The organism is Autumnicola aciditolerans (assembly GCF_041679265.1).
Taxonomy (GTDB): Bacteria; Bacteroidota; Bacteroidia; order Flavobacteriales; family Flavobacteriaceae; genus Autumnicola.
Genome location: NZ_JBGFSM010000010.1, coordinates 38,954 through 54,041 on the forward strand (window position 1 = coordinate 38,954; position 15,088 = coordinate 54,041).

Annotated in this window: 9 protein-coding genes; 4 read left to right on the plus strand and 5 right to left on the minus strand. The window is 42.5% G+C overall.

Translation table 11 applies throughout. The annotated features are described in order from the left end of the window. Window positions 1–142: 142 nt before the first annotated feature. The 4 genes from AB8M93_RS12050 (at window position 143) to AB8M93_RS12065 (ending at window position 6,607) form a co-directional block, all read left to right on the plus strand. The gene (locus AB8M93_RS12050) at window positions 143–2,917 is read left to right on the plus strand and encodes a glycoside hydrolase family 2 protein (protein WP_373057975.1); all 2,775 of its coding nucleotides are present in this window, start codon (window positions 143–145) and stop codon (window positions 2,915–2,917) included. Between the two features lie 40 nt (window positions 2,918–2,957). Next, entirely contained in the window at window positions 2,958–3,797 is an 840-nt protein-coding gene (locus AB8M93_RS12055; protein ID WP_373057977.1) for a sugar phosphate isomerase/epimerase family protein, read from the plus strand. Window positions 3,798–3,937: 140 nt separating this feature from the next. Next, entirely contained in the window at window positions 3,938–5,182 is a 1,245-nt protein-coding gene (locus AB8M93_RS12060) for a redoxin domain-containing protein (protein ID WP_373057979.1), read from the plus strand. 243 nt (window positions 5,183–5,425) lie between these two features. Further along, window positions 5,426–6,607, plus strand: coding sequence for an MFS transporter (locus AB8M93_RS12065; protein WP_373057981.1), 1,182 nt, complete (start codon window positions 5,426–5,428; stop codon window positions 6,605–6,607). A gap of 5 nt (window positions 6,608–6,612) precedes the next feature. On the opposite strand, the gene AB8M93_RS12070 is transcribed toward AB8M93_RS12065, so the two are convergent. From AB8M93_RS12070 to AB8M93_RS12090, 5 genes are all read right to left on the minus strand, one after another. Beyond that, window positions 6,613–7,722 carry a formylglycine-generating enzyme family protein gene (locus AB8M93_RS12070; RefSeq protein WP_373057983.1) on the minus strand — a complete coding sequence of 370 codons (1,110 nt, stop codon included), beginning with the start codon at window positions 7,720–7,722 and terminating at the stop codon, window positions 6,613–6,615. Between the two features lie 254 nt (window positions 7,723–7,976). Then, window positions 7,977–10,838 carry a glycosyl hydrolase 115 family protein gene (locus tag AB8M93_RS12075; protein WP_373057985.1) on the minus strand — a complete coding sequence of 954 codons (2,862 nt, stop codon included), beginning with the start codon at window positions 10,836–10,838 and terminating at the stop codon, window positions 7,977–7,979. A 4-nt stretch (window positions 10,839–10,842) separates the two neighbouring features. After that, entirely contained in the window at window positions 10,843–11,976 is a 1,134-nt protein-coding gene (locus tag AB8M93_RS12080; protein WP_373057987.1) for an endo-1,4-beta-xylanase, read from the minus strand. Between the two features lie 86 nt (window positions 11,977–12,062). After that, the gene (locus AB8M93_RS12085; protein WP_373057989.1) at window positions 12,063–12,806 is read right to left on the minus strand and encodes an SDR family NAD(P)-dependent oxidoreductase; all 744 of its coding nucleotides are present in this window, start codon (window positions 12,804–12,806) and stop codon (window positions 12,063–12,065) included. A 76-nt stretch (window positions 12,807–12,882) separates the two neighbouring features. Beyond that, the gene (locus tag AB8M93_RS12090; RefSeq protein WP_373057991.1) at window positions 12,883–15,063 is read right to left on the minus strand and encodes an alpha-glucuronidase family glycosyl hydrolase; all 2,181 of its coding nucleotides are present in this window, start codon (window positions 15,061–15,063) and stop codon (window positions 12,883–12,885) included. Window positions 15,064–15,088 lie beyond the last annotated feature (25 nt).

A 15,088-nucleotide genomic window follows, 5' to 3' on the forward strand; every position in this document is an offset into this window, starting at 1 on the left:
TTTTTTGGATGCCCTAAAAGAAGTATATTATCTGCTGGCCAGACCTGTATTTAAAGGAATGCTTGAAGAAATGTAGGAAAAGGCTGTAATCTGCCTTTCCAGGAAACTGAAATTAAATAAAAGTAAAAATATAACAGAACACATGAGAAAAATATTCAGGTTGTTGCTTCTATTTTGTGTTTTTAGCCAATCTGCTTTAGCACAGGATAATGTTGTAAAACAGGAAAAGATAACCAATTTTGAACTTCAGTCTTCACAAGTGATAGACGAAGGTGGCGAGACACTCTCTACAGCAGCTTATAAACCAAAGGTATTCTGGTTTCCGGCAATAGTGCCTTCCACCATATTATCGGCGCTTGTAGATCACGAGGTATATCCAGATCCTCACATTGGGATGAATAATATGAGGATTCCCGATGCTTCAGATGAATTTAATGAAACTTATAACCTGGAACAGTACAGCCATATTCCTAATGTGGGAAACCCTTGGAAGGAACCCTACTGGTACCGAACCTCTATTAAAGTTCCTGCTGAAGATAAAGGACGCCATTTTCAGCTCATCTTTAAAGGGATTAATTATCGTGCCGCGGTTTGGATGAATGGTAAGCAGGTAGCAGATTCTACAGAGATGGTGGGAATGTTTGCTGAATATAGTTTTGATGTAAGCGAGCTGGTAAAACCGGGTGAAGAAAATGTGCTGGCCGTAAAAATTTATCCTTTAGATTTCCCAGGGCTTCCTTCAGAAGAACAGTTAAAAGCAATGGGAGATTTTTTCCCCAACGGCGGCCCTACGGGGGATATTGGTAAAAATGTTACCATGTTATGTTCTGTGGGATGGGATTGGGTTCCCCCGGCAAGGGACAGGAATATTGGCATCTGGCAACCTGTTTACCTCAGGACCACCGGGGCGGTTACCATTAAAAGGCCGCATATTGTTACAGAGCTTCCTAACTTACCCGATACTACGCTCGCCAGGCTTTCCTTAGATCTTTCTTTGAGAAATATTGGCAGCAAAGTTCAAAAGGGAACCTTGCAAGTGGATATTACTCCAAATAATTTTGAAGGCGCCCCAATACATATTTCAAGAGAAATCAATATACCCGCAGCATCAGAAACTACTGTGGATATAAATTCTGAAAATACCGCTGAACTGCAGGTTAAGGATCCTCATTTATGGTGGCCAAACGGGCAGGGAAAGGCCAATCTGTACAACATCAACCTACGATATGAAACCGATGGAGTGGTTTCAGACGATACCAGTTTTGTTTTTGGAATTCGTACGGTAAGCTCTAAACCTGTTGAAGTAAAAGACAAGTTTCTAAGAAGGGATTTTTATGTGAACGGAAGGCGTATCCAGCTGGTTGGAGGTGCCTGGGTTCCCGATATGCTGCTGGACCGTGATTCCACCCGCTATGATGCCGAATTACATTTGTGCCGAAATTCAAATATTAACCTCATCCGCATCTGGGGAGGGGGAATTACCCCACCCGATACCTTCTTTAACCTGGCAGATAAATATGGAATGTTAGTATGGTCAGACTTTTGGGTAACCGGCGATACCCACGGCGAATTTAAAGGATCTACAGACTGGCCCGTAGAACCAGATGTTTTTGTAGATAATGTAAAAAGTACTATTTACAGGATCAGGAATCACCCCAGTTTGCTTTTATGGACGGGTGGAAATGAAGGGCATATTAGAAAAGATGTGTACAGGCAAATGCGGCAAAGTGTAATAGATCTGGACGGAACACGTCCATTTATTCCCAGCTCTTCCGGTTTCGCGAAACTGCCTGAAGATCTTGAAGGCTCCTGGCCAGATGGAAAAGCCTCCGGGGTTTATAGCAGCGGCCCTTATACCTGGCAGGATATTGAGGAGTATTACGACCTGGCCAATAATGCAAAAGACTGGGTGTTTAAAGATGAAACAGGATTGCCCTCCCAGCCTCCCTATAATTCCCTTAAAAAGATTATTCCAGATTTGGTCTGGGATCCGGAACTTCCGTTTCCGCTAAATAATACCTGGGGCTATCATGATGCCGCCACCGGTAACGGCAGGTACGACCTGTATTATGAACAAATGGTAAAACGTTATGGTGAACCTGTTTCTATGGAAGATTTTTCTGAAAAAATGCAATTGATGAACGCGGTGGGGTATCAGGGAATTTTTGAAGCGGCAGGAAGTAGGTTAAATGATATTGGCGGGGCAATGCTCTGGAAATTAAATGCTGCTTTTCCCAGCGTAATCTGGCAAATTTATGACTGGTACCTTCAGCCAAACGCGGGCTACTATTTTATGCAGGGGGCAGTGGAGCCGGTGCATGTTCAGCTTAATCCAATTAATTATGAGGTCACTGTGGTAAACCGTTCATATAAAGATTTGAAAAATATGAACCTGGAGGTAGCGGTTTTTAATCCTGCTTCAGAAAAGTTATACCAAAAAACTTCAAAGGTAAAGGCAGGTGCCTCAAATGTGGTGCAGCCATTATCAATTAAAAAAGTTTTTCAGAATAATGACGGAGTAAAAATAGTGGTCTTAAGCTTAAAAGACGAAAGCGGAAACCTCCTTTCCCATAATACGTACTGGCTGGCGAAAAATGACGATTACAGTTCTTTAAACACAATGAAGGAAACAAGCCTTGAGGCTGAAGTTTTAAATAAAGAACAGGAAAACGGTAAGGTTACCTGGACGATAAAGTTTAGTAATACCTCCGGGGAACTGGCTTTCTTTACCCGCGCAAGATTGCTTAATGACGGGGAAGATGTGTTACCCGTGTACTGGAAGGACAATTATTTTAGCCTTAAGCCGGAGGAATCTATGAATGTGGAAGTTTCTGCCTCTGCTGATTTGCTGGAGGGAAATAACCAGATCCTGCTGAAAGGGTGGAATGTTAAAGAAAAGTATTTGAAACTAAACTAGCTATGGCAATTTTTTATAAATTAACTAAAATATTACAATTATGATAAGCCGGAAAAAATTTTTAGTCCAGTCTGCTGCTTTTACAGCGGGAGCAATACTCCTTCCTTCTTTCACCTTAGCTCCTTCTGCAGCAAAAGTGAAAAAATTCGGAGTTCAGTTATATACCTTTCGTGATGCGTTGGATACCGATGCCCGCGGAACACTTGAAAAGATAGCAGCCATGGGCATAAAAGAAATAGAAAGCGCCCGTAGCCAAAAAGGAAATTATTACGGTATGGGGCCGCAAAAAATGCAGGCAGCCTGTAAAGAGTTGGGCATGAAGCTGGTGAGCGGCCATGTACATCTGGACGATCAATGGGAAGATACTATGCAGCAGGCTGTGGAATCTGGACAGGAATATCTTATCTGCTCCACTATGCCTTCAGAAGGGCAAACGGTAGAGAATTATAAGAAAGTAGCCAATATGTTTAATGAAGCCGGAAAAGCCTGTAAAGAAAGAAACCTGAAATTTGGCTATCATAATCATGAATATGAATTTGAGACCAAAGACGGGCAGGTACTATATGATGTTTTGCTGGAAAATACAGATCCTGATCTTGTACACATGGAACTCGATCTTGGATGGGTGGTGGCTACAGGAAACGATCCTGTTGACTATTTTCAGAAATTTCCGGGCCGTTTTCCCCTTTGGCATTTAAAAGACATGAATATTACCGAAAAAGAAAGTACCGAATTTGGGAATGGAGATCTGGATATTAACAGGATCCTTGAAAATCAGAAAAAATCGGGCGTAAAACATATTTTTATTGAGCAGGAAGAATACACCAATAATCCTTTTGAAAGCATGGAAGAAAACATGGCATACCTGCGTGATATTTAAGAAGTAGCCCCATTAAGGCTGGACTTCTAAAACATTGGCTTAAAAAAGAAGAATTTTAACCTCTGTAGCGTGGGGACAAGGAAAATGAGTCCTGAAACTTTTTAGGTAGTTTACAGATTAGCATTAAGAATAGTAATATTATGGAAAGAATAAAAGAACTTTATGTAAGGACCGTAAAATTTGCTTTTTTACTTTTTACATTGTTCCTGTTGGTTCAGTGTAAAAGTGATAAGGAAAATACCAATGAGGAGGATTCCCGGGATTTACAGGAAGAAAACTCAGAAGCTGGAATAGCTTTTGCCTTTGCCAGTGATCCACAGCCGGTACCCAAGCAGGAGGTAAAAACCCTTGAAATAGGAAGTAAGGCCCCAGATTTCAACCTTCCCGGGGTAGATGAAGAATACCATTCTTTATCAGATTATGAAGATGCCAAAGTGCTTGCAGTCATTTTTACCTGTAACCACTGTCCTACGGCCCAGGCTTATGAGGACCGTATAAAAGCAATCGCTTCAGATTATAGTGATAAAAGCGTGCAATTAATTGCTATTTCTCCCAATAGTCCGCTGGGTTTGTTGCCGGAGGAGCTGGGATATTCAGACATGGGTGATACTTTTGAAGAAATGCAGGTAAGGGCAAAAAATAAAAATTTCAACTTCCCTTATTTATATGATGGTGATACCCAGGAGGTATCCCTTGCCTATGGCCCTGCTGCTACCCCCCATGCGTTTGTTTTTGGCCCGGACAGGAAATTACAGTATGTGGGTAGGATAGATGATACCGAAAAACCAGGCACAACTAATGGGGAAGATCTTAGGAATGCGCTGGATAAAGTTCTGGCAGGAGAAGAAATAGAAGACCCGGTTACCAAAACCTTTGGTTGCTCCACAAAATGGGCCTGGAAGACAGAAAACAGGAAAAAAACAGATGCCATGTGGGCTGATAAAGAAGTGGAATTAACTGAAAGTTCTATGCAGGATATCAAAAAATTAATTGATAATAACAGTGATAATCTTAGGTTAATAAATGTATGGGCAACATGGTGTGCCCCTTGCAGGATTGAATATCCTGAATTTGTTACCATCCAGCGGATGTTTGGCGCCAGGGATTTTGAGTTCGTATCGGTTTCAGCAGATAAACTTTCCAAAAAAGATAAAGCCCTGGAATTTTTAGAAGAAGCCAATTCAGCTTTAGAGAATCATATAGTTACCAATGACGATAAATATGCTTTAATAGAAGCCATAGATCCAGATTGGAATGGTGCTTTGCCCTACACCATGCTTATTGAGCCCGGCGGAGAGGTGGTATGGAAATATCAGGGGGAAGTAGATTTTAAAGAACTCAAAAAAACTATAGTTGAGAACCCTATGATTGGCAGGGTGTATTAATTAAATCGTTAATGTTAATAATCAAAGTAAAGGGCTTTAGGGAATAATCTAAGGCCTTTTTTACATTTTCTTCTGAAGAATGGCCGTTATGGCCTGTATCTTAACAACATTTTATCAGCCGTTAAAACCGCTTCTGCTGCCGTATTATTTAATTTTGAAGTTCCCCTGAAAATTTAAATTACCAGATAGCGGCAGAATATGTTTGGAACCGATAAGCGAATTATAATCCTTGGAATTGCAAGAATGGCAGATTCACTGGGGAATTCTTTTCTTATCGTGGTGCTCCCGCTTTACATCGCCAGTGAAAAAGTACAGGGAGAATTCTTCGGACTTTCAGAATCCTTTATTACCGGGCTGGTGCTTGGCCTTTTTGGTCTCATAACAAGTTTCACCCAACCTTTTGCAGGAAGGCTTTCCGATAAATTCGGAAAAAGAAAACTCTTTGTTCTGTTTGGGCTCGGGCTTTTTACCATTGCCAATTTTAGTTATTCCTTTGTCCACACCTACTGGGCACTAATGATTGTAAGGGCATTCCAGGGCCTGGCCGCGGCACTTACTATTACGGCCAGCCTGGCACTGGTAAGCGAACTTAGTGGTAAAGGCAGCAGGGGAAATAATATGGGCGTGTACAATTCTTTCAGGCTAATCGGGTTTGGCGCCGGTCCTTTAATAAGTGGCGTTCTGGCACAGGGAGGGCCATATAATGTTCCTGTTTTGGGAACTATAGATGGCTTCACCGCTTCTTTTTACATTGCTTCATTTGCAGCCTTACTAGGTGCTGCGCTGGTCTCCCTGCTGGTGCACGATCCTGCAGATATTGAACCCAGCGACAGGAAAATGTCCATCCGCGTAAAATCTACGGAAAAAGGGCGGATCCTGGATCCCATTTTTGCCCTTGGTCTGGCAACGCTTATAATGAGTTTTGGCTTCTCTCTTTTAGCTCCTATAGAAACCGAAACCAATCAACGTTTAGGGCAGGGTGCTTTCTTATTTTCAGTAGAATTTAGTGCGCTAATTGGGGTTTTGGCCATATTCCAGCCCTTAATAGGTAAAGCCAGTGACAAATATGGACGTAAGATTTTTATCGTAATAGGGCTTATTGCCTTAATTCCTGCAGAACTGGCACAGGGGATTGCCACAGAATCCTGGCATATGATCGCTGCCCGGGCTTTCCAGGGCATTAGCGCCGCAATGGTGTTTGCTCCGGCACTTGCACTTGCCGGCGACCTTGCTCAAAAAGGCCAGACGGGTACCCAGCTTTCTGTGGTAACTATGGCTTTTGGTTTAGGAATCTCCCTTGGATCTTTCCTATCAGGTTATGCCGTAAGATTTGGGTTTATAGTTCCTTTTATTGTGGGCGCCGTGCTTGCCGGCCTTGGAATTTTAATTGTGACCACCCAGGTGCCTCAGGATAAAAAAACATAAGCACCTTAATAAGATTTTGCTGCTGGCCGTAATATTGTTCGAAAGCCCACATGATCTGTCCCTGAATCTATAGACATTCCCATCCTTGCTGAAATACGGTAACTGGCACAATAGGATTTATTACATAAAAAAGATCCGCCCTTCATCACTTTCTCCGGTTCATACGGATTATCGGGATTATATGGCCTTTCTGAACCTTGTGGATTAATCTGTTCTCCCTCATTTAACGCCTGGTTATAATAATTAACGTCAAACCAATCGGTAGTAATTTCCCAAACATTTCCTGCCATATCATATAATCCTATACTGTTTGGCGGAAAGGATTTCACTGGTGCGGCATATTTAAAGCCATCTTCAGGTGTGTTCTCTGTAGGAAATGTGCCCTGCCAGGTATTTGCATTTTCGTTCAGTTTTTTTTCTTCATCTCCCCACGTATAAATCCCGCCGTTAAGCTGCCCTTTTGCGGCAGCTTCCCACTCCGCTTCCGTAGGAAGGCTTCTGCCCGCCCATTTACAATAGGCAAAGGCATCTTCATAAGAAACATGAACTACGGGATAATCCATTTTACCTTCTATAGAGGTTCCCGGGCCGTAAGGATGTCTCCAGTTAGCGCCAAGTTTCCATTCCCACCACTGGGAATAATCATTGAGATTATTAACCTTTTCAAGGCTTTTTTTGAAAACCAGGGAGCCAGGCTGCAAAATACTGTCCGGCGGTTTTGGAGTGCCTTGTGGTAGCTGCTTTTTCATTTCTTCCCAGTTCACCGGCCTTTCAGCAACGGTAACATAGCCTGTTTCCTTCACAAATTCGGCAAATTCGGCATTGGTTACTTCGGTTACATCCATAAAAAAACCGTCCACCGCTACAGGGTGTGCCGGTTTTTCTCTGGGTAGGGCATAAGGATCATCCCCGGTTGCACCCATAGTGAATTTCACGCCGGAAACCCATTGCATGCCTTCGGGTACAGCAATACTATCGGGCTTTTTTACCAGAAGATCATAGGAAGATTTTTCTTTCTGCTGAACAACAGTCTGCGAATTTTCTTTTTCTGAATCCTGGCAGGAAATGAATGCTGCAGAAAGTGCAATAGAAAGTATGTAGGCTGATAATTTCATTTTTTATTAATCTGAAGATAATATTCAGGGCAAGCAATTTACTAAATGATATTGAAACCGGAATAATATCCTGCTAAAAGCAACTGCCGTACCCATGAATGATTATTTTACGAAAAGTGAACCCTAAAGTCCACTCGAGTGCAGTCGAGAAGTTAATTTAAATGTTCGTAGTAAGAACGGGTTCTCCACTACGGTCTGCCTCCTAAAAGACTCAAACTGCGCACCAATTCATTGCTACATTAATACATTTTAAATTATTCGACCTTCACACTTTCCGGCGGCCCGAGATAAGAATCACCAACTTCCCTTGTTTTAATGAGGATCTTCTGAAGCACAATTCCCGGGTCTACCGCCCAGATTTTTAAGCTGTGGTTCCCGCCGGCTCCAAGATCAAAAGAGGCAGTCACCCTGGTGGCATTATTAGCTACTGAAGTATTCCAGTCGTCCTCCGTGTCCTCCTGCAGATTTAATATTTTAGGTTCTTTTCCATCAATGGATGCCGCAAATCTTAGTCCGCCCCGGTCAAGAAAATCCAGGCTGGGAGATAAAGTAAATTCCACTTCCACATTACCAGATTCAAATGTATAGAATTCATAATTTAAGGAAGGATTATCTTCAGTGAATTCCTGGCCAGGCTGCATTTCTCCTGAAGACATTGCAGCGCCGGTCTTTCCTAAATTCGGAATTTCCTTCCAGCTGTTTTCTCCTTCAGATTTTTCTGAAAATCCCGTTGCGGGGATAGAAATATAGCCGTTGCTTTCCACGTAACCTGAAATGTTTTCTTCGGCAGGATTATAAACAGGAACAATAACTTCAACTTTTGTCCTGCCCGGCCCTTTAATCGTTAGCGGAACTTCAGTAGTTCCTTTTGTCGCCGAATTCCAGTCAATATTCAAAGCAATTTCTTCGGAATCGTTTACTTTTCCTTTTTCCGAAGAAAGCTGAAGCCAGTCCTTTTTGTTTTTGACCTTATATTTGAATTCTTCCTGCCCTTTATTGAAAATGGTGATTTTCGGCTTTACATTACTGTATGGGCTCAATACCGGAAGTTTTGCCTGCCCTGAAGTTTGTGGCCATGCTTCATTTGAGCCGGTAACACTAATGCCCATTGCGGCATCTTCAGGTATTTCGATTCTTTTTACCTCCGGAATATTATTTTGCTCGGGCTGTTGCCAGTAGGTGTAGCCAATATGCGTTTGGGACATCATGTGGTTCCATTTGCCATCAGCCAGTTCGTTGTGGTAGTAATCAGTTAATTCGGCATCTTTTTCAAAATACTCCTCTACTTTATCAGCATATTTATTGGCTGAAGCCCGGCCTTGTTCTGCATACAATTTATTTTTTCCCGCCGCTATATAAAGCCTGTTGAGGTTTGCAGAAGCCTTTACCGGAAATAAAACCAGTTGGTAAAAAGCATCTTTATATTCCTGCGGAAGTTTACTGTACACATTTTCTGCTTTTTCTTCCAGGGCATCAAAATCTTTCAGCACCTTATCTGCTTCGTCAAAATTGGTAAGGCTGTAAGTTTCGGGGCTAATAAGTTCTGGTTTTCTGCGGCTGTTGTAGTTGGTATAAGTGAGCAGTAAATCTGCGGTTTCTTCAGCATATTCCTTTGGGAATTGATCCGCTGCCCAATCTACAGTATATTGCTTAAGGTCTTCTGCAGCGATTTTTTCAGGATTCCAGGCGAAATCCAGGAAAAAACTAATGGGATATTCCATAGGCTTAATATCGCCAACATTAACAATCCACAGGCGATCTGCCCCAAAATCATAGGCCAGGTTCATCTGTTCCCAAACCCTGGAAATTTGTGTGGTGTTAATCCATTTATAGTTTCGCGGGCCACCAACATAATCATAATGATAATAAATTCCGTAGCCGCCTTCCCGTGCTTCTTCCTCAGGATTTGGCAATTTTCTTATGTTTCCCCAGTTATCGTCAGAAAGCAGTAAGGTAACATCATCCGGCACCCGCATTCCCTGGTCGTAATAATCCTGTACTTCTTTATAAAGCGCCCAAACCTGTGGAGTTTCTTCAGCAGGTTTCCCGGTAACTTCAGAAATTATCTGCCTTTGGTCTGCCACAATATTTTCCAGCAGGTTTATAGCCGTGCCTTCGCTCATAGGCTCATCTCCGTCGCCGCGCATTCCAATGGTAACCAGGCTCTCATTATCGCCCATTCTTTCCATGCCTTTGCGCCAAAATTCCTGGAGGTTCTCTTTGTTTTTGGTATAATCCCAGGGGCCTTCACCATATTTTCCCCATTCCGCATGGGCACGCATCAAAGGTTCGTGGTGTGAAGTTCCTATCACAATGCCATAATCATTGGCCAGTTTGGGATTTTTTGGATCGTCATCATAAAACGCCCTGCCCCACATTGCCGGCCAGAGATAATTACCTTTCAGGCGTAGAATAAGTTCAAAAACATGCTCGTAAAACTGACTGTTAAAGCCGCCAAAATTTTCCATGATCCAGCCGGAGAGGGCAGGGGCTTCATCATTAATAAAAATTCCGCGGTATTTTACTTTTGGGGAACCATCAGTAAATTTTCCGCTTTTCACGTAAATCTCATCAGCTTTTTTAGCAGGAACATCTGCCCACCAGTACCAGGGAGAAACACCCATTTCTTCAGAAACATCGTACATGCCAAAAATCGTCCCCCGCTTGTCGCTCCCAGCTATTACCAGGGCTTTTTCCACATTGGGCATTGGATTCTCCACTACCTGTATGCTGAAATTTTCCCAGTTCCCCACAATCTCCGATACGTCTAACTTCCCGTTACCGGCGAGTTGATCAATAAGCGGACTTTTACCCAGCGTACCTACGATAATTGCCGTTTTAGCACTTACTTCTCCAGTGCTGTCTATCTTCGGAAGCCTTCCCGTCACCCTTTCAATATCCTGGCTCAGGTCCTTGGCTACCATTTTTACGCCTTTAAAATCTTCAGTATTTAGATAAATTGATGGTGATTCTGAAGCAGAAGCTAAAGTAAAAGCTCCTTCTTCAGCATTATTGGTGATATAACTTTCCTGCGCAAAGCCAAGCGCCGGAAGCAAAAAAGCCATTACACCGTAAAAAATTCTTTTCTTTAATCTTGCTGCTGCGGAAATTTTCATTTTCTTAATTTTTTTCGTCAAACTCAACCACCTTCCAGTACGCTTTTTTCGGCTCATAATTTTCATCAAAAAGCAGCGGATAATTTTTTCTGCCTTCTACAGGATAATGGTCAAGCCAGCTGTAATTGTCAGATACATTCCAAAAAGTAACTCCTGTCAGCACGTCTTTATAATCCCTGAAAACTTTAAAAAACATATCATAACTTTCAATTTGCCGTTGCTCCATTTCAGGGGTAAATTCATCAGATTCGCCCTCTCTTAATTCCCTTCGTTCCTTTTCCCACGGATAAAGGGAAACGTCGAGTTCTGTTATCTGCACGTCAAGGCCCAACGAAGAATATTTGTCTATGGCTTTCCTTAAATCTTTTTCGGAAGGGTCAAAAATTGACCAGTGTGCCTGGATTCCCACGCCGTCAATCGGGGCGCCTTTGTCTTTCAGCAGTTTTAGAAGCCTGTAAATCCGCTCCCTTTTTTCAGGAATAATGGCATTGTAATCGTTGTAGAAAAGCTTGGCTTCAGGGTCGGCTTCATGCGCATATTCAAAAGCTTTTATCAGAAAATCCTCACCGGCAATTTCATACCAGGGGGAATTTCTTAAGAATTCTTCGGGATTGTCTGATATGGCCTCATTCACCACATCCCAGGCGTAAATTGTTCCTTTGTACCTGGAAACCACGCTGTCTATATGGGTTTTCATGCGTTGTAAAAGCTCTTCTTTGCTCACCTGGCCGCCATCTTCAGCTTTAAAAATCCAATCGCCGGTTTGCTGGTGCCATACCAGGGCATGGCCACGCATTTTCATATCATGTTCCCGTGCAAACTCAGCAATTTTATCGGCAGCTTCCCAGTAATACTGGTTTTGTTCGGGATGGATTTCTCCCATTTTCATAACGTTTTCCGGAGTAAGGCTATTAAATTGTTCCAGGATAAGATCTTTGGATTGCCCTTCAAGTGATCGCGGCGCAACCGCTACGCCAATGGGGAAATAGCCTTCATAATAATCTTTAAGCCCTTTTTCTTCTTTTTTTTCTGCGGAAGCAATTTCTGAATTCTCTTTTTCTTCGGAATTGGACTTACAGCTAAAGAGTGACAGGACACAAAGCAGTAGGAAACTAAGGTTTAGTATTTTATTTTTCATAACGGCAATGTTTTAGAAGACTTCAGCAGTTAAATACCTGCTGATATTTTGTATCAGCTTTTAATTATTCTTTATGGAGCTATGTTTTAAAATCCTATTGAATTTCCGCCGTCTATAGGCAAAATAGTTCCTGTGGTAAATTTTGATTCGGTCGTCGCATAATAAAATACGGCATCTGCCACGTCTGAAGGGTCTCCCAGTTTGCCCATTGGGGTCCTGGAGAGCACCTTCTTTTTTCTTTCCGGCTCACTATCCAGTGCCTTGCTGCTCATATTGGTTTTGATGAATCCCGGAGCCACACAGTTCACTCTTATTCCAAATTCGGCAAGATCAACAGCCATGGCGCGGGTCATTCCTTCAATAGCAGTTTTACTGGCAGAATAAGCGATCACCTTTGGAATGCCGTACTGCGCCGCCATAGAGCTTATGTTAATAATACTTCCTGCGTTCTTCTCCTTCATATATTTTGAAACCTCGCGGCTCATTACAAAAACGCTGGTAATATTAGTATGCAGAATGGACTGGAATTCCTCATCGGTCACTTCCATAAATTCTTTTTTCATGTTTATTCCTGCATTATTCACCAGGATGTCTATGCTTCCTGCTTCTTTGGCTATTTTTGCCACCGCAGCGGGAATATCTTTAAGGTTGTTGAGGTCCAGGATAAAAGGTTTGGCATTAGGGCCAAGTTCCTCACAGGCCTTTTTGGTTTTTTCTTCGTTTCTGCCATTTACATAAGTAGTAACGCCGTTGTCGCATAATTTTTTAGCGGTGGCGTAGCCTAAGCCGGCGTTGGCGCCGGTAACAATTGCGGTTAGATTTTCTTTCATTAAAAATAAGATTTGGGAGATTTTGGACTTTCCAGTTCTTTTTCTCCTTATTCAGGTTTTCAAATTTTCCGAAAAATTATATTCCCGGAGCATAGGGGGTTTTTAAATTTTTATAGTATTCTAAGGTATGTTCGGGTTCAGGGATGAAGTCGGGCATTTCCATATTAGAGAATTGCTGGAAATAAAGAAGGCAGGCATCCCTCCACCATTTGGCTTCCTTCAGCTGGATTTGCAACAGCATGGAAACTTTTTCAAATCTTTCCTCATCTACATAGGATTCCATTTTTTTCCAGGTTTCTGCCATACCTTCAACTTCTTCCACGCCTTCCTGGTATTTTGCGGCCATATTGTACCACAGGGTTTTTCCGTCTTTCATTTTATAGTCCCAGGGCAGGTGGTGGAACCATAAAAGATATTTTTCCGGAGTGGTTTCCGGAGAACTATATCTTTCAGCAATAGGATCGGCGTACTGATCCAGGGCATTGCTGCCGCTTTTTGTACGGTCAAAACCAATTCCTGCCGAATCTGCCTTATGGTAATAAACCGGATTCCATTCCGGGCGGGAAAGATTACTTACCCATGGACCGGGACCGTAATGGTGGCCGGTGCGCATAATATGATGAAGGCCCAGCGGCGTCATATATTTTACCACGGTTTCGCGGGATTCCAGCATCATTTCTTTCATGGGTTCAACAAAATCCTCATTATTGGTAAAAGTCATTTTCAGCCATTCTTCGGCTATTTCTTCTGAAGAGAGATAGGGATCCCAGGCGAGGCGGCCAAAACCATACCAGTTGGCCTGGGCAAAGGGATGCCCCGTCCAGTTTCTTTCATTTCCAATATTTGCGACTCCTGCCATTCCGGTAAGCTTTTTACTAGAAAGTGTGCCATCAATAACTTTGGCAACCGTAGAATTTTCCCCATCAACAAAAGTGTCTTCTTCTAAAGTCTCTTCAAATAATTTCGGAAGAAAAACCAGATGCGTGGCAAACCCAAGGTATTCCTGCGTGATCTGGAACTCCATCATCAATGGAGTATCAGGCATCGCACCGAATAATGGATGAAATGGCTCCCGCGGCTGAAAATCTATAGCTCCGTTTTTTACCTGTAGCAAAACATTATCTGCAAACTCTCCGTCAAAAGGAACAAATTCTGAATAAGCCTGTTTTGCGCGATCTTCAGGGTCATGCTCAGAATATACAAAGGCGCGCCACATAATTATTCCGCCATGAGGAGCCACGGCTTCGGCGAGCATATTAGCGCCGTCCACATGTGAGCGGCCATAGTTATTTGGTCCCGGCTGCCCTTCAGAATTCGCTTTAACCAAAAATCCACCAAAATCGGGAATTTCAGCATAAATCTGGTCGGCTTTGTCTTTCCACCATTGCCTTACTTCTTCATTTAAAGGATCGGCAGTTTCCAGGCCACCGCTTTCTATGGGAGAAGAAAATCTTGCGGTAAGGTAAACCTGGATCCCGTAGGGTCTGAAAACTTCAGCAAGCGCTTTTACTTTTTTAATATATTCTTCAGTTAAAACAAGGGAATTGGCATTTACATTGGTAAGCACGGTCCCGTTAATCCCAATAGAGGCGTTAGCGCGGGCATAATCTGTATACTCAGGCTTGATAAGATCTGGCAGCAAATGCCAGTCCCAGATGGAAAAGCCGGCATAACCTCTTTCCACCGTGCGGTCCAGGTTATCCCAGTGATTAAGCACCCTTTTCTGGATTTTTGGACTATTGTAGATATCAAGGTTGGACAGTCCATTGTGCAACTGCATTTCCCGAAGCAGCCGAAAACTGCCGTAAAGTACACCTATGTCGGATTTCCCGGTTATAAGAATTGTATTATTGCCTTCAAATTTTACTTCTTTAATAATGTAACCTTCAGAATTGATATTTTCGAAATCCTGTTTTAAGTTTTGTTGAAGCTGCTGCGGAAGTTGATCCATTTTTCCCAGCACCAGTATATTTTCTCCTGAATTTTTCTCCGGAAGTTCTTTTCCGAAGAAGGATTTCCAGGCGTTCTGCATTTCTTCCGCAGAAACATTAAGGGTTGGCGAGTTTCCTAAGATTTTTATTCCCTGGATCTTATTAAGATAATTTTTCTGAAGTTGGGCATCTGTAATTTTGTTGTATTGCAGCCATAGGTTATAACCCTTTTGGGAAAAAGAGGTGGTGGCTAAAAAGAGAGTTAAGGTGCTTAAAATTAGATTTTTAAGTTTCATAAAACAGGAGTCAATAAAAAAGATGCTCATGGCAATTTGCACATGTATGGCGAAA